This is a genomic window from Calidifontibacillus erzurumensis (assembly GCF_013303125.1).
GTDB classification, from domain to species: Bacteria; Bacillota; Bacilli; order Bacillales; family Bacillaceae_J; genus Calidifontibacillus; species Calidifontibacillus erzurumensis.
The window spans coordinates 1-17,635 of sequence record NZ_JABTTE010000027.1 but is presented as its reverse complement, the minus strand read 5'-3'; the positions used below and the strand labels follow the sequence as shown (position 1 = coordinate 17,635).

Here is a 17,635-nt window from a genome sequence, read left to right as displayed (position 1 = left end):
TTACACCCTTTCTATTTCTTTTTTGCCAAATAAACCGTATGGCTTGAACATTAGAATGAAAACAAGGATGATAAACGGCATGACTTCTTTTAATCCTCCGCCTACGAGAGGATCGAGATACCCACCTGTCATACTTTCAATAACTCCAATAATAATGCCGCCGATAATTGCACCAGGGATGCTATCAAGTCCTCCTAGTATTGCGACCGGTAGAACTTTTAACCCAATGAGTGCAAGCGAAGAGTTGACCCCGTTAATATTTCCTAACAAAACGCCACCAACAGCAGAAACAACAGCTGCAATGGCCCAAGCACAAGCAAAAATGACTTTTACACTAATACCCATAGACATTGCCGCTTGTTGGTCATCGGCTGTAGCCCGCATTGCAATTCCAAGTTTTGAATATTTGAAAAATAAAGAAAATATTACAAGCATTACGACTACAATTGCCAGTGACCATAAATAAACCGGAGCTATAATAATGCTGCCTAATTGAACTGGTTGACTTGAGAAAATTTCCGGAAATACTTTTGTTTCATGGCCCCAAATAATATGGATAATTCCAAGTAAGACACTTGATAATCCGATTGTCGCCATGATTAACGAAATGACTGGTTCCCCAATAAATGGCCGAAGTATAATGCGTTCGATGACAAGGCCCAGGACAGCACTAAAGATGAGCGTAATAATTAGCGCAGGAATAAACGGAATATGATAGCTTGAAACTAAAGTCAAGCATACATACGTTCCAACTAATAGAAACTCTCCTTGTGCAAAATTGATTGCATCACTAGATTTATAGATTAATACGAAACCTAGTGCCACAAGTGCATAAACACTTCCAATAACAATCCCTGTCACCAACATTTGTAGAAAAAATGTCATCAAGCAACCCCCTCTTGTTCTGATAATGAGACAACTGTTAAGGTTGTACGAATAATCTGTTCTTTTCCGTCCCGATATTTGATCGTACCTTCGACGTCAATTTTTTCATTTTGAGAATATAAACCTTCAATGAGCTTTTCATATTTTTTCGCAACAAATTGACGGCGAACTTTTTTCGTACGTGTCAATTCTTCATCATCAGCATCCAACTCTTTGTAGAGAAGGACAAACTTTTTGATCCTTGCTTTTTCCGGCAATGTTTTGTTTACTTCATTTACTTGCTCTTGAATTAATTCAAGGACAGCCGGTTTTGATGATAAATCTGTATAAGTTGTGTAAGTAATTTGATTTTTCTCAGCCCATCTGCCGACATTATCCATATCAATATTGATCATCGCCACTACATATGGTTTCCCTCGGCCTATCGCAACCGCTTCTTTAATATAAGGACTGAATTTTAATTTGTTTTCAATAAATTGCGGCGAAAACATTTCACCTGATTGCAAGCGAATGACATCCTTCAGCCGGTCAATGACGTATAAATGGCCTTTTTCATCAAGATAGCCGGCATCCCCTGTATGAAGCCATCCATCTTCAATCGTTTCTTTCGTTGACTTTTCATTTTTATAATAGCCTTTACAAACACTTGTGCTTTTAATGAGAATTTCTCCTTCATCTGAAATTTTGACTTCTGTTCCTGGAAGCGGTATGCCAACACTATCAACTTTTATATCTCCATCACGATGGACGATGGCAATTCCTGAAACTTCAGTTTGGCCATAAATACTTTTAATATTGACACCGATACTATGGAAAAACTTAAATACATCAGGTCCAAGCGGTGCTCCTCCGGTATATGCACGTTTAATTCTTAATAAACCTAAATGGTCACGAATCGCACTAAACATCAAATAATCAGCTATTTTGTATAACCATTTTGTGCCGGTACTAACCGGTTGATTATTTAAATGGGCTTCAGCTACTTTTTCGCCGATCGGTTTGCACCATTCATAAATTTTTCGTTTAAGCCAACTAGCATCTTGAATTTTAACTTGAAATTTTGAAACCATATCTTCGTAGATTCTTGGTGGTGAAAAGATTACATGTGGTCCTATTTCTCTTAAATTTTGCATAACGGTTGTAGGTTCTTCCGGGAAATTTACAGTAATACCGTTATATAAACCTAAACCAATTGTCATCATTTGCTCACCGATCCATGCTAGCGGCAAAAATGATAAATATTGATCATTTTTTTCTAATGGGTCAATCGCAGATAAATTTTTCGCCATATCGAATAGATTTTGGTAAGTTAGCATCGTTCCTTTTGGATTTCCTGTTGTTCCTGAAGTATAGGAGAAAATAGCAATGTCATCAAAATTACCTTTTTTAACTTCTTGTTCAAATAATTCTGAATTTTTTTCTTCTACTTTTTTGCCGATTTCCTGTACATCCTTAAAATATAATAAACTCGGATCATTATAGTTTCTCATACCTCGTTTGTCATAATAGATGATCCATTTTACTTTCGGAATTTCATGTTTGACTTCCAAAATTTTATCGACTTGTTCTTGATCTTCAACAACAACGAAAGTAGCATCGCAATTGTTGATAATATAACTAATTTCATTTGGGAGCGATTCTTGGTAAATGCCAACGGAAACTCCTCCCAAACTTTGGGCTGAAAGCTCACTAATAACCCATTCAGGCCGATTGTCTCCAATAATCGCTAATTTATCATATCTTTTAAAACCTAAATCTAGAAGTCCTAGCGCAAATAGTTTCACTTCTTCAAAATATTTCTCATACGTATATTCATTCCAAATCCCATAGTCTTTTCTACGTAAAGCAACTCGTGATCCTTCCTTTTTTGTTCGTTCCAATAGGATTTGAGGAAATGTCATATTATCCATTGAGCTTTCCTCCTTATGCTAGTCTTTAGCAAATGAAACAATAGTTTTCTGCTTAAACAACTATCCAGCTTGCTCCTCTCCTAGATATGCCTCAATGACTTTCGGATTGTTTTGTATTTCAGTCGGGGTTCCGTATCCGATCAGCTTACCGAAATCAAGTACAGCTATATGATCTGACAAATCCATGACAACTCCCATATCATGTTCAATTAGGATGATCGTAGTTTTCATTTCTTCATGAATATCAATAATATAGCGGGCCATATCTTCTTTTTCTTCATTGTTCATGCCTGCCATCGGCTCATCTAAAAGCAATAGTTCAGGTTCTAAGGCAAGAGCTCGGCCCATTTCAACCCTTTTTTGGAGACCATACGAAAGCGTACCTACTGGTATATCGCGTATATCTTCTATTTCGAGGAAATCAATAACATCCTCCACTTTCCTTCGATGTTCAACTTCCTCTCGCTGTGCTTTCCCCCAATATATTCCGCAGGATAATAAACCTGATTTCATTCTTACATGTCTACCTAGCATTAAATTGTCCAAAACGGAAAGATGTGGAAATAGCTCAATATTTTGAAATGCGCGGGCGATTCCTAAACTTGCCCGTTTATGAGGCTTAAGATGGTTTATAACTTGCCCATTAAATGAAATGGTACCTTCAGACGGCTGATATAAACCGCTAATACAATTCAACATACTCGTTTTTCCGGCACCATTTGGGCCGATTAATGCAAAAATTTCCCCTTTGTTCACTGTAAAACTGACGTGGTCAAGAGCGACAACACCGCCAAAACGCAATGTTACGTCTTTTATTTCTAATACTCCCAAATAATCCCCTCCCACGAAAAGTATATTATAAATGTAAGCGTTTACTACAAGAATATACCATGATTTCCCACACTCTTACAACAAAATTTTATAAACTTTTTACGATATATTTCTCTATTATTCTTTTTAAGAGATTTCGATAAAAATTCTATTCATTTAATCGGTGTTGGAGTTTTTCAATAATAGAAAAAATGTTAAAAGGTCATATCGAAATGTGATTCGTCAAAGATTAAAGATATGGGAAAAAGACACTTTTTATGACTTTTGGACGATCCATTCCTATTAGAGAGATTTTGCAGAAGCTACGCAAATGCCGTTTTTCACAAATATTTAATCAATATGATACATTTCTCTTTTTAGGGACTAATGAAGGACATGATCTTATATTAGGTATAATTAGTGGAAGTTTTGTGAAAAAGACGCGGGAATATTGTTTCATTCAGATATGTATTGTTTTCAGATATGGGATATGATTAAAAGGACTTGAAATGAAAAGAAGAAATACATTTCCTATAAAGCCAATAAAAAACCCCTAATCTGACACTATTTCAGATTAGGAGTTTTTATACTTTCTACTTGATTATTCTTCCATCGTTGACAAGTCGCCTGTTGGCAAGCCAAGTTCCCAAGCTTTTAAAACGCGGCGCATAATTTTTCCAGATCTTGTCTTTGGAATTGATTGGCGAATTTCGATCATTCTTGGCGCTGCATGAGCTGCTAGACGAGTTTTGACGAATTCGCGAATTTCTTGTTTTAACTCTTCGCTTTCTTCATAGCCATCACGAAGGGTGATGAATGCCTTAATAACTTCACCGCGAACTGGATCAGGAACACCGATAACCCCTGCTTCCGCTACTGCTGGGTGTTCTACTAGTTTGCTTTCTACTTCGAATGGACCTACACGTTCACCAGCTGTATTGATGACATCGTCTACACGGCCTTCAAACCAGAAGTAGCCATCTTCATCCATATAAGCAGAATCCCCTGACACAAACCAACCAGTTTCGAAATATTGATCATACTTTTCTTTATTATTCCAAATTGCACGAACCATTGCCGGCCATTTTGGTTTAATGGCCAAGTTGCCCATACGGTTCGGAGGCAATACATTCCCTTGGTCATCAACAATTGCAAGCGTTATGCCTGGAAGCGGTTTCCCCATTGAACCTGGTCGAATTGGATTACAGCGGAAGTTAGCACAAATACTAGAACCTGTTTCTGTCATCCACCAGTTATCATGAATTCGAAGTTTTAATACATCTAAGCCCCAACGAATAACTTCCGGATTTAACGGTTCACCCGCTGAAAGAATATGACGAAGTTTTTCTAGATTATATTTTTTTGGAAGTTCATTTCCCGCTGCCATTAACATTCTGAAAGCAGTTGGTGCACTAAACCAAACGGTTACCCCGTATTTTTCAAGAGTTTTAAACCATTCTTCTGCGTTAAATCGTCCACCGCGTAAAACTGCAGTTACACCGTTTAACCATGGTGACCACATACCTGCTGACGTACCTGTTACCCAGCCTGGGTCAGCTGTACACCAATAAATATCTCCTTCGCGTAAATCATAAACGAGTCTTCCGGCATGATATTGGTGAACCATTGCGTCATGCACTTGAAGAACACCTTTTGGTTTTCCAGTAGAACCAGATGTATAGTGAAGAAGCATGCCTGTTTCACGGTCAACCCATTCAATTATATATTCATCAGATTTGCTCATTAAATCTTGATACAAGACTTGTTTATCAGATGTTGTTTCTTCCGCTCCAACTAAAATGATATGTTTTAGTTCAGGAAGTTCATCAACAGGAATTCGATTTACTAATGCTGGCGTCGTAACAACAGCTACCGCTCCGCTGTCGCTCAACCGGTCTTTTACAGCTTCTTCCATAAATGCTTCGAATAATGGACCAGCTATTGCACCGATGCGAACCGTACCTAAAATCGCAAAATATAATTCAGGACTTCTTGGCATGAAAATAAATACTCTGTCCCCTTTTCCGATTCCAAGGGATCGCAATCCATTTGCAAATTGACAAGAATTTTTTTGAACTTCAGCATAAGTGTAAGCCTCGTCGCGAACACCATCAGTGAAGTAAAGGGCAATTTGATCTGCTTTGCCATTTTCGACATGTCTGTCAATTGCTTCATAAACCATGTTTACTTTCCCAGTTTTATACCAAGTAAACGTTTCCTCAACTTGTTTCCAATCAAAATTGGCATAAGCTTCATCATAGTTTTTCAAATTTGCTGTTTCATCCAAAAACAATATTTCTTTTTTACGTGCGTCTGTTGTCATAAATTCCTCCAACCCCCAAAAGAAGATATCCTTGTTATATAACACTATCATAAATCGACAAAAAATTAAATATTTTTTTAAATGTTTACAAAATTTTATAAATTACTTACAATTATTGGTTTTTGTACTTCAAAATAGCGTAAAATCACTATTTTTAATGAATATAAAGTAAAAAAACCCGGAAGATATTACATTGTTCATTCAACATTATCTCCCGGGTTTTATAATATTGTTATATAACATCTATATTTTTATAAGCAAATTTCCATCAAAGAAGAAAAGATATTTTTCAAGTCGGTCGAGTTTCCATATATTCATTAATGCTCTTCCATATAAATCCATTTGCAAACGATAACGTTCTTCTAAAACTTGTTTTGCGTTGATTTCGTTTTGAAAACGTCCTTTAATGGCATCTGTTTTATAATCGATTAACACGAATCCATCATCATCTTCAAAAACGCAATCCATGACACCTTGAACTAAAATGTTCTCATCCTCATCACTGAACCAATCAGAATAAGCTTCTCTTGCAGGCAACGCCAAACTAAACGGCACTTCTCTCTTAACTTTCTTAGCATTGAGTAATCTTTTACCTATTTCTGTTTCAAAAAATTGGATAATGCCGTCAATTTCGATTACTTCTTTTTGAGCCTCGGTGAGCAATTCTTTCCTTACCATTTCTGTTAACAGGTGAGAAATCGATTCGTGCGTAATAGGTTCTGTTAAGCGAATATGCTGCATGACCATGTGCATGGCAGTTCCTCTTTCTGCAGCAGTCAAAGTTTTTTTCTGCAAAAATCGTGGCCGGTCTTGTATTGGTGGGCTGAACCTTTTAATCATAACCGTATCTGAATAAGCATCTGCCACTTGTTTCCTTGATTTTATTTCTGATACGGATTGTTTAGAACGCTTCGTTTCAGCTAATGGATAAGGATATTTCCAAGAAAGCTGTTTATAAATTTGGCCTTTTAATTCACTTTCAATCGGGACAATCTCCCAATTTTCAACTTGTTTAAATAAATTTGCATGTTCACCTTCGGACTTGCTTAAATCCATCGGGAGATTTTCTGCATTTATCAAACGAACTTCCCATTTGGAAGGATGGATCAAATGATTACTTTCTGATAATTGGGTATGCAAAATTGTACAATCAGGATGTCTTACTAGCGCTGGACCGATCCAATCCAAATAACTCATTGCTTTTGCCCTGACGTAATCTGGTAATAGCCAGCCTCTAGTATCCGCTTCCTCATTCCATCTTTCTAAAGCTTTTTCCGCGTCTTTGACGGAACCGACAAGATAAAGTTTTTCTTTCGCTCGTGTTAAAGCAACATATAAAACACGCATCTCTTCCGCTAATAGCTCCATCTTTAAGCGTCGTTTAATCGCCAAAGCCGGAAGCGTCGGGTAACTAATCCTTAAAGTTGGATTCACAAGTTTGGAACCAAAACCAAGTTCTTTATGAAGGAGCACTTTTTTACGCAAATCTTGCATATTGAATTGCCGGCCAAGTCCTGCGACAAAAACAACTGGAAATTCAAGGCCTTTACTTTTATGAATCGTCATCATCCGGACAACATCTTCCTGCTCGCCAAGGGCTCTTGCCGCTCCTAAGTCATCGCCGCGGTCTTGCATTCTTTCTATAAAGCGCAAGAAACGGAACAAACCTCGAAATGAAGTTTCTTCATATTGCTTTGCACGGTCGTACAAAGCCTTTAAATTGGCTTGCCGCTGCTTTCCGCCAGGCAACCCGCCCACATAATCATAAAAGCCGGTTTCTCGATATAATTGCCAAATCAATTCTGATAATGCACCTTTTCTAGCTCTTGATCGCCATTCTTTCAGCTGGATATAAAAACTATGAAGTTTCTTTACAAGGTCTCCGTTTTCTCCTGATTTAATATAGCTTTTTACACCATCGAAATAATTGTTATTTTTTTCATGAATGCGAATAAGCGCCAGTTCCTCCTCTGTTATACCAACGATGGCAGAACGAAGGACTGCAACAAGCGGTATATCTTGGTAAGGATTATCAATAATTTTTAATAAAGACATGATGATCGAAACTTCTGTTGCTTCAAAATAACCAGTCGAAAGTTCAGCATAAACCGGAATCCCAAACTCTTTCATTTCCTCCATGAACGCTTCAGCCCAAGGCATCGACCGAAGAAGAATGACAATATCGCGGTAAGTAATATTACGGGTATTGCCATTTTTATCTGTTACTGTAAATGGTTGTCCAATTAGTTCTTTTATTTTCATGCCGATGATTCTTGCTTCTAGTTGAACAGTTTCCAACTCGGCAAGCTCAAGTTTTTCACTGGTCTCTTCCTCAGCATTTGCTTCCTGTTCTGCTGTTTCCCCTTCTCGGTCAATCAAGAGCAGTTCTGTTTTCATTTGATCTGATGGAGGATAATTTAAATTTCCTAGTTTCAGTTCAGCATCTTCATCATAGTCAATTTCACCGACATGTGTATTCATAATTTGCTTGAAGATGTAATTGGTACCTTCCAATACTTCGACACGGCTTCGAAAGTTTCTCGATAAATCAATACGAATTCCAGGACTTGTGGCATCGTCTTCTTTTTGAAACTGTTTATATTTGCTTAAAAATAGATGCGGCTCTGCCAAACGGAAGCGATAGATGCTTTGCTTTACATCACCGACCATAAATAAATTGTTAGATCTAGATACAAGGCGAATAATTGTTTCTTGAACTAAGTTTGTATCTTGATATTCATCAACTAAAACTTCTTCAAACAGCTTCTGATATTCTATGGCAACAGGTGATGGCAAAAGATGATCTTTCGTTGAATTTTCATCACATAAAATTTCTAGGCAAAAATGCTCCAAATCGGCAAAATCAACGAGGCCTTTTTCTTTTTTCATCGCTTGGTATCGCTTTGAAAACTCCTTGACAAGGTCAACGAGCGTGGCAACTACCGGCTTCATTTCCTCCATATCTTTTAAATAGTGTTCCGGTCTACGACTAAAGAACTCATCTTTCAATGTACTAATGCCTTTTTTAACCTGCTCACGGGCACCTTTTACCATTTCTTGAAGTTTTTTGTCATAATCGTTTCCTCTACAAGTTTTTAATTTAGAAAAAGATACTGATTTCATCTTATCGTAAAGGGCATCCCATGACTGTTCATTTGCCGCAAGTAAATTTTCAACAATATTTAAGTCATCGATGATATTATCTGCATACGGAGAAGGTCCTCCCGGCTCTTTCGTCAGTTTTAGAGCACGGTTTAATAACTCACGGTAAGCTTCAAGATTAATTTTTATTTCATCTCGCAAATCTTTAATCCAAGGCAAATCTTCAATTCCACTTAATTCATTCACTTCATAAGACTGAACAATAAAGTCGAGCCACTCATTAGGCCATGGATAAGAGCGGGAAAAATCATAAAGTTTGCGTATTAACAACTGAAGTTCTATATCGCTTCGGTCATCACTATACCTATCCACAACATCAAAAAAAAGTTCATTATTTTCCAGACTATATTGTTCCTCAAATAATTCTTCCATTACTTCTTCCATTAACAATTCTGCTTCCGTTTCATCAGCAATACGAAAACTAGGATCTAAATCAATTTGGTAATAATATTTTCGCAATACATTTAAGCAAAAGGAATGAAGTGTAGATATCGATGCCTTATTTAATAATGTCAATTGTCTACGCAAATGAAGCGAAGCAGGCTGTTTGACAATTTCTTTTTCAAGTGCATCCCCAATTCTTTTTCTCATTTCAGCTGCCGCGGCATTTGTAAACGTAACAATCAACAAACGATCGACATCAACAGGATTTTCAGTTGAAGTAATTTTCTTAATGATGCGTTCAACAAGCACAGCTGTTTTACCCGATCCAGCTGCGGCTGCTACTAGAATATCTTTGCCGCCTGCAGTAATGGCATGCCATTGCTCATCTGTCCATGTACTGTTTTCAGGTTTTGGTATTTTACTACTCAACCATTTCTCCTCCTTTCTGCCGGATTTTTTCTAAAATAACATCAGATTTTTCAGGCACGATAATGTTAAATTTATTTTCTTCTAAGGTCCGATCAAATTGGCAAATAGCTTTGTATGAACAATACGTGCAAGGTGTTTGATCATTTAGTTTATAAGGTTCAATGTCAATAACTCCATTTGTAATAGCTGTTCCAATATCTTGAATCTTACCACGCACATATGAGCGCAAATGGTTAAAATCTTCCTTGCTAGCAACGGATGAATTACTATAAAAACTGCCATCTTTTTTTAATGCAACCGGTATGACATCCGAATAACCTGATTCAAGCGTTTGATCCATCAGTCGGATTGCTTCATGGTCTGCGACTAATAATCCTTTCATTTTAAACTGCTTAAAAATTTCATTTTCTATTTCTTCAATCGTTGGCACCATTGTTTTATGAAGCATCGGATTATGAACGTGAAAATAGAGAACCCCTGCTGGCGTTGCTTCCAAACCGAGCCACTTTTTAGAGTTCGTAATCACGACATCTAAATAAGTGAGCATTTGAAGTGCCAACCCAAAGTATACCTCTGATAGATTCAGTCCTTTTTTGCTTGACTTATAATCAATAATTCTTAAATAAACACCATTTTCTCCCTCTGATTTATCAACTCTGTCAATTCGTCCAACAACTTCCATCGTACAGCCGTTTTTCAATTGAAAACGTAGAGGTGAGAGTGGTCCTTTTGATCCAAATGCTAGCTCGTGTCCGATCGGCTCAAAACCAGAAATTTTTGCATGTTCACTTAAAATGATTGAAGCCCGTCCGACAACTTGCTGCAGTTTTCTTTTAATATAATGATAACGGTTCGAACTTAACAATATTTCCTTTTGAAGATTTGGTGCAAGCTTTTCCACAGCTTCATAGGCAAATTGTTCACATTGTGCTTTTGTAAGATTTGCCCAATGCAAATGATTTCGTTGGATCATCTCCGTAATTAGTTTAAGTGCAGCATGAAATAACTGCCCTATATCAGGTGCTTCGAGCCGGAAAATTTGCCGTTCTTCTAAGCGGAGTCCATAGGATAAAAACTGGGAATATGGACATGCTTGGAATAATTCCATCCGTGATACGCTAGCTTTTATTTCCTCACCATATAATTTTCGACTAATATCCGCCGATAAAAATTTAGGCTGATTTTTATAAAACAAGCTGCTTAAAATTCTCTTTCCATAAACTTCCCATTCTTCATTTTCAACCATCCAGTTATAAACATCCCACCATAAATGATGAACAGGATAGCCCCGTTTACAATTTTGCAGTTGCAAAGATAAATAAGACATCGTTTTTTTCGGATTGACAATATATTTTAATTGGTCTTCCGTCTTTTCTTCACTTGGCTCATTTAAAATTAACGTTTCTTGTAAATTTGGAAACAGATCTTTCAATCGATTGAAAATAATGGACGGCATGAGTGATTTTCCTTCATCATCAGCCATCGGATAGCTGATATAAAGTAAATCAGAGGAATTCGTTAATGCAAGATATATTAAAAACTGCTCGTCCAACAGTTGTTCTTTCGTTCCAGGAGCCAATAAAAAATTTGTACCGGCTAAACTTTCCCGTTCCTCTTCGGTTAATACGCCTTCTTCCGTAGGTTTCATTGGAATCACACCATCATTTGCTCCAAGAATGAACGTGCATTTCGTATTGGAAAGCCGAGAGTGCTCCATATTTCCGACGACAACTTGGTCTAGAGCTGGCGGAACAGTTGCAAAATGCATCGATTCAATTCCTGACAGAATCATTTTACGGAAAAGCTCAAATGATAGTTTTTCTTCTCCCACTAGTTCAACCATTTGATCTAAAAGATCCATAACCGCTTGCCAAACTTGACTGTGATCTCGTGATTCCAAGAGGTTTCCTTGGTTCTCAGCTTCTATAGAAAGTTGATCAATTTTCTTCGGTACATCTAAACCTTCGAGAAAGTAAAAAAGTGCTTCGCAATAATCTCTTGCTGTTTTTGCTTTTTTTAAATTTTTTTCAAAAGAAAGGAGTGGATCGGTTATTAGAGAACGCCATTTATTAATTTTTTCTTCATATTCTATTTCCTTATCGGTTTTTCCACTTCTTTCACTTTCAAGTCCACGAATACGCCGGTATTCCCAACGTTTATTTTCAGTCCAGCGCTTTCCTTGAATGCCGTATGCCAACACGTAATTTTCAAATTGGTCCATTTCTTCACGAAATTGCTCAATATTGCTCCCAAATGGAAACATTAGATCCGTTTTGATGCAGCGAAAAATTGCTTCATATCGCCATCCCCCATGAATAACATCTAAAGAAGAACGAATGAATTCTATTAAAGGATGGTTTAACATTGATCTTTTTTCATCTAAAAAAACAGGGATTTGATAATCTTCAAAAATCGTTTGCAATAAATCATGGTATGTCCTGCTATCTCTTAATAAAATAGCAAAATCGCGCCACCGGTAATTTTTTGTTTGAACTAAATGTAGAATTTCCCGGGCCGTCTGTTCCACTTCCGCCCGCCGGTTCACAGCAGCAATCACTTTAACTCCTAGTTGTTCCCCATCAAATTTCAAACCGGGACGACGATCATAGTTTTTCTCAAGATGTTGTAATGCAGGTGATGTAAGAAATCTTTTTGGTTCATTCATGACAATCGGCTGCTCGATTTTTATTCCATTTTCGTTCGCAATCCCTTGTATTTTAAAATAGGTATTTAGCGTCATCCGAAATAAATGGAGATCGTGAAAATTATTAAACTCTTCCGGATCTACCGTAAGCGCAATCATTGTGCTATTACAATGTTTAAACAATTGGGTCAATACTTCCAACTCTTGAGGAGTAAAACTATGAAACCCATCCACATAAATATCAGCATTCTTTAATTCTTCAGATTTACATATATTTTCAGCTAGCAACCGTAAGTAATCTTCTGAATCAACATAATGTCGTAAAAGATGATTCTCATAATCTTGATAGATTAAGTAAAAATCATATAGTTTGTCCGCTAATATTTTACTAGCCGCTTGAGTTTGGATGTTTTCTGAAAAATCTTCCCCACTTCTTGAAAGCTCGATCTGCTTCTCTTGTAAGAAACTAGGTGAAAGGCAATATCTTTTGAACTCAGCAATCATTTTTTCCATTTGACTAATAAAGCCCGTTTGATCTGCAACTTTTGTAAAAACTTTTAATTCTTCTTTTCGATGCTCAATGATTTTCCGTAACAACATATGTAGTCCTACACTATTAAGATGGTAACGGCTAAATCCTTCTGTCTCTTGCAAAACCCGCCATGCCAACCGGGTAAAACTAAACACTTGGGCCCGAATCATACCATTTACTTCTGGCATATTAATGAGCTGATATTCTATTTGAAATGTCATTTGATCAGGTACAAGGAAAATAATAGGTGGACCAGCCGGATCATTGATTAGCTTCTTTTTTATTTCATCCAATATAAAATGCGATTTTCCGCTTCCTGATCTGCCAACAATCAGTCGTAAAGACATAATTAACGGACACCTCCTCTTTTCTCCAATCAAACAAAGATATATTTATTATACCATTGCGGTTTCAGGTAAAAATGAAAAAGGCTCCCATTTTAGGTTGCCTTCAATTTATCTTAAAATATCACTTATGGATTAACCGCAATTGCAAAGGGATTATTAATACCAATTATTACATTGATTGTATTTGTAATTCCGTTTAAAACTAAAATATTATTGACAAAATCTTGTGCTATATACACTGCATTAGTCAACGGATTGACAGCAACTTTCCGGAGGGCAAATCCTTGTGGAATATTCTGGATGACCAAATTAGTGAATCCATCAATGACTGAAATATTACCATTCAAGTCTGATACATAAATTCTGTTTATAAGAGGATTCACACCTACAAATATTGGGGATGGCTGTACAAAAATAGTATGAACGACCTTATTGGTAATTCCATGAATAACAGAAATATCAGAAGCACCCCTGTTCGCTACATAAACCGCGTTTGTTAAAGGATTTACAGCTAAACCTACAGGTCCGCTAACAACTGAGACAGATGTAATAACAGTATTAGTATCTCCATCAATAACATATACATTACTTTCCGGGGTACTCGACACGTAAATTCGATTCGTAATTGGATTTATTGCTATGCCTTGAGGAGTAAAACCTACCGGAACCATTGCAATGACTGCATCTGTAAATCCGTTAATAACCGAAACGTTATTACTAAAAACATTTACTACATAAATTCGATTAGTGAATGGATTTACAGCAATATCTATCGGTCCGTTTCCCACTGGAATTGAAGTTATAACCGTATTCGTGAACCCATCAATTACATAGACAATATTATCAGTTGTACTAGCTACGTAAATTTTGTTTGTGTTTGGATTTACAGCGATTCCTAGCAAATTTGGTGCTACTGAAATAGTTGCAATAGCAGAATTCGTATATCCGTCAATAACAGTCACATTAGAAAGTTCTGAGCCATTTGTAACATATATACGATTGACAGATCTTTTAAAAAGGGATCCTGTTTCACCTTGTGGACCTTGGACACCTTGTGGGCCATGATCGCCTTGAGGGCCTTGGTTACCTCGTGGACCTTGGAATCCCTGTGGACCTTGGAATCCCTGTGGACCTTGGTTGCCAGGTGGCCCTTCTTTTCCTTGGGAACCTTGGTTACCTTGGGGACCTCTGTCGCCTCGTTCTCCTCTTTTTCCTCTTGGACCCTCGTCGCCTTGAGGGCCTTGTGGACCCTGACATCCTATTACATCTTTCTTTTTCTTCTTTTTTGTTCATCATCGGAAAAATCACAAATACAGTCATGCCCATTACATTTTCGACAAGACAATTTTTTTCACCTCCAATTTCCTATGTGTTATTTAAAATAGTTAGCTTGTATACTTAGAGAAACGACTGTTTATTTAAAAGGGAACACCAAAAAGAAGGACTCAAGGGCTTATCCAAAATGCTCCAAAAAATGGATCATTTCTAGAAAAAAATTTTTTCATCAGGGGTGTGAACGATTGAATATTTTCTGTTAAAGAAGATGGGGAAAAATTATATGCATTAAGGATGTGGACAAGAACATAGTTTATTAACCTATAAAAAATTTACTATTGCTTAGACAGTAATAGATGTTTCCCCCCTCTTTTTATTCCACAATTTAGACATATGATAGATCTTGTTTATTTTTTATTCGTTCTTTAATAAATTTAATTTGCTGCTTAAGGATTAATCGCAATTGCTACAGGACTATCAATAGAAATAGTCTCATCGATAAAATTGGTAATCCCATTTATAATTAAAATAGTATTGTCTACTTCATTTGCAACATAAATCGTATTTGTCAACGGATTAACAGCAACTTCCTCAAGAGGAAATCCTACAAATATTGTTTTAATAATCGAATTAGTGAATCCGTCAATAACTGTAAAAGTACCATTCGAATGAGTCACATAAATTCTATTTGTAAAAGGATTCACAGCAACATTTGATGGGTTATCAAGAACTGATATAGTTTCAACGACTGTATTGGTGATTCCACTAATAACCGAAATACTAGAAGAACTTTCATTTGCTACGTAAACAGCGTTTGTTAATGGATTGACAGCGATTCCTGCAGGAAAGCCTCCAACTGAGACAGTGGCAACTACTGAATTCGTATCTCCATCAATTACAGAAACGTCATCATTTGCGCTATTTGTAACATAAATTCGATTTGTAATTGGATTTACCGCTATACCATCAGGCAGCGGACCCACAGAGATTGTTCCAATAATTGTATTTGTAAATGCATCAATAACTGTAACGTCATTACTAAATACATTTACAACATATATCCGATTCGTGAATGGATTCACAGCAACACCTACAGGTCGATCACCTACTTCAATTGTACCTTCAACCAAAAAACTATCCCCATCAATGACGTAGAGAGTGTTAATACTTTGACTAATTGCGTAAACTTTGTTAGTCAATGGATTTACAGCAATTCCAACCAAATTTGGTTCTAGTACAATATGCGCAATAAAAGTATTCGTAAATCCGTTTAAAACAGAAATAACAGAAAGCTGCGAGCCATTTGTAATATAAATATGATTGATGGATCTTCTAAAAATGGAACCTGTTTCTCCTTGAGGTCCTTGGATACCTTGTGGACCCTGATCACCTTGTGGACCTTGGAATCCCTGTGGGCCTTGACTACCTTGTGGACCTTCCTTTCCTTGAGGGCCTTGTGGACCTTGTGGACCTCGTTCACCTCGTTCACCTTTATGTCCTCTTGGACCTTCGGGGCCTTGTGGACCTTGACAGCATACGGAAGCTTTCTTTTTCTTCTTTTTACTTTTATGCTCATCTTCAAAACAAACACATTCGTACCTATAACATTTCCAACAAAACAATAATAATCACCTCTTTTCCTATGTGTTATTTAAAATATTAAGCTTGTATACGTTCGGAAACGGCTTTTATATAAGGGACTTATCAAAAATTTCTAAACAAAAAAATAAGGCAAATGGGTAAAAGTTTTTCCCATTTGCCTCATTATATAGTAGGACTTAAACATACTATATTTTTTTAGATGACCCGTACGGGATTCGAACCCGTGTTACCGCCGTGAAAGGGCGGTGTCTTAACCACTTGACCAACGGGCCAGATATCTATGTAAATGGCGGAGAAGGAGGGATTTGAACCCTCGCGCCGCTTACGCGACCTACGCCCTTAGCAGGGGCGCCTCTTCAGCCACTTGAGTACTTCCCCATGGCTCCACAGGCAGGGTTCGAACCTGCGACCAATCGGTTAACAGCCGATTGCTCTACCGCTGAGCTACTGTGGAATGAAAGAATGGGCCTAAATGGACTTGAACCATCGACCTCACGCTTATCAGGCGTGCGCTCTAACCAGCTGAGCTATAGGCCCTTATTGTATAATGGAGCGGGTGATGGGAATCGAACCCACGACATCAGCTTGGAAGGCTGAAGTTTTACCATTAAACTACACCCGCACTAAGATAGATATAATTAAAATGGCTGGGCTAGCTGGATTCGAACCAGCGCATGACGGAGTCAAAGTCCGTTGCCTTACCGCTTGGCTATAGCCCATTAATAAGATGGTGGCTCGAGACGGAATCGAACCGCCGACACGAGGATTTTCAGTCCTCTGCTCTACCGACTGAGCTATCGAGCCATATGTATGGCGGAGGAAGAGGGATTCGAACCCCCGCGCGGTTTGACCCGCCTCTCGGTTTTCAAGACCGACCCCTTCAGCCAGACTTGGGTATTCCTCCACTATTATATTATCTCAATTAAGAATAAAATATTAGATGGTAGCGGTGGAGGGGATCGAACCCCCGACCTTACGGGTATGAACCGTACGCTCTAGCCAGCTGAGCTACACCGCCATTTTATTTTGATCGGAATGGAGACTAGCGGGATCGAACCGCTGACCTCCTGCGTGCAAAGCAGGCGCTCTCCCAGCTGAGCTAAGCCCCCATTTTATAATAATACATTATACTATCTTTTTTGCTGGTCGGGAAGACAGGATTCGAACCTGCGACCCCATGGTCCCAAACCATGTGCTCTACCAAGCTGAGCTACTTCCCGATTTATATATTAAATGGCGCGCCCGACAGGAGTCGAACCCATAACCTTCTGATCCGTAGTCAGATGCTCTATCCAATTGAGCTACGGGCGCAAGTTTCATATAGTAGTTACG

At 37.8% G+C, this 17,635-nt stretch carries 8 protein-coding genes and 12 tRNA genes; all 20 read right to left on the bottom strand.

Features of this window, described 5'->3' with window-relative positions; genetic code table 11:
- Complete coding sequence (locus HR057_RS14990; protein WP_173732251.1) at nt 1-885, bottom strand: branched-chain amino acid ABC transporter permease; 885 nt, start codon at nt 883-885, stop codon at nt 1-3.
- Nucleotides 885-2,795 (bottom strand): AMP-binding protein, encoded by a 1,911-nt coding sequence (locus HR057_RS14985; RefSeq protein WP_173732250.1) that lies wholly within the window; start codon nt 2,793-2,795, stop codon nt 885-887. Before HR057_RS14985 ends, HR057_RS14990 begins: the two co-directional genes overlap by 1 nt.
- Before the next feature lie 60 nt (nt 2,796-2,855).
- Nucleotides 2,856-3,626 (bottom strand): ABC transporter ATP-binding protein, encoded by a 771-nt coding sequence (locus HR057_RS14980; protein ID WP_173732249.1) that lies wholly within the window; start codon nt 3,624-3,626, stop codon nt 2,856-2,858.
- 580 nt (nt 3,627-4,206) lie between these two features.
- Entirely contained in the window at nt 4,207-5,928 is a 1,722-nt protein-coding gene (gene acsA / locus HR057_RS14975) for an acetate--CoA ligase (RefSeq protein ID WP_173732248.1), read from the bottom strand.
- Nucleotides 5,929-6,171: 243 nt separating this feature from the next.
- Nucleotides 6,172-9,903: a helicase-exonuclease AddAB subunit AddA gene (addA, locus tag HR057_RS14970; protein ID WP_173732247.1), complete on the bottom strand. Its 3,732-nt coding sequence runs from the start codon at nt 9,901-9,903 to the stop codon at nt 6,172-6,174.
- Nucleotides 9,896-13,426 (bottom strand): helicase-exonuclease AddAB subunit AddB, encoded by a 3,531-nt coding sequence (gene addB, locus HR057_RS14965; protein WP_173732246.1) that lies wholly within the window; start codon nt 13,424-13,426, stop codon nt 9,896-9,898. The genes addA and addB overlap by 8 nt, the downstream gene beginning before the upstream one ends.
- 125 nt (nt 13,427-13,551) lie before the next feature.
- Nucleotides 13,552-14,388: a YncE family protein gene (locus HR057_RS14960; RefSeq protein ID WP_173732245.1), complete on the bottom strand. Its 837-nt coding sequence runs from the start codon at nt 14,386-14,388 to the stop codon at nt 13,552-13,554.
- A 759-nt stretch (nt 14,389-15,147) separates the two neighbouring features.
- Nucleotides 15,148-16,323, bottom strand: a complete 1,176-nt coding sequence (locus HR057_RS17250; protein ID WP_173732244.1) for a YncE family protein — start codon at nt 16,321-16,323, stop codon at nt 15,148-15,150.
- Between the two features lie 180 nt (nt 16,324-16,503).
- A tRNA-Glu gene (locus HR057_RS14945) sits at nt 16,504-16,575 on the bottom strand.
- Nucleotides 16,576-16,590: 15 nt separating this feature from the next.
- Nucleotides 16,591-16,681 (bottom strand) — tRNA-Ser (locus HR057_RS14940).
- Between the two features lies 1 nt (nt 16,682).
- A tRNA-Asn gene (locus HR057_RS14935) sits at nt 16,683-16,757 on the bottom strand.
- Nucleotides 16,758-16,766: 9 nt separating this feature from the next.
- Nucleotides 16,767-16,840 (bottom strand) — tRNA-Ile (locus tag HR057_RS14930).
- 11 nt (nt 16,841-16,851) lie between these two features.
- A tRNA-Gly gene (locus tag HR057_RS14925) sits at nt 16,852-16,925 on the bottom strand.
- Between the two features lie 22 nt (nt 16,926-16,947).
- Nucleotides 16,948-17,022 (bottom strand) — tRNA-Gln (locus HR057_RS14920).
- Nucleotides 17,023-17,031: 9 nt separating this feature from the next.
- Nucleotides 17,032-17,107, bottom strand: a tRNA-Phe gene (locus HR057_RS14915).
- A 7-nt stretch (nt 17,108-17,114) separates the two neighbouring features.
- A tRNA-Ser gene (locus tag HR057_RS14910) sits at nt 17,115-17,207 on the bottom strand.
- Between the two features lie 37 nt (nt 17,208-17,244).
- A tRNA-Met gene (locus HR057_RS14905) sits at nt 17,245-17,321 on the bottom strand.
- An 18-nt stretch (nt 17,322-17,339) separates the two neighbouring features.
- Nucleotides 17,340-17,412: transfer RNA gene (locus HR057_RS14900), tRNA-Ala, on the bottom strand.
- 34 nt (nt 17,413-17,446) lie between these two features.
- Nucleotides 17,447-17,523 (bottom strand) — tRNA-Pro (locus tag HR057_RS14895).
- Between the two features lie 14 nt (nt 17,524-17,537).
- Nucleotides 17,538-17,614 (bottom strand) — tRNA-Arg (locus HR057_RS14890).
- Between the last annotated feature and the right edge of the window lie 21 nt (nt 17,615-17,635).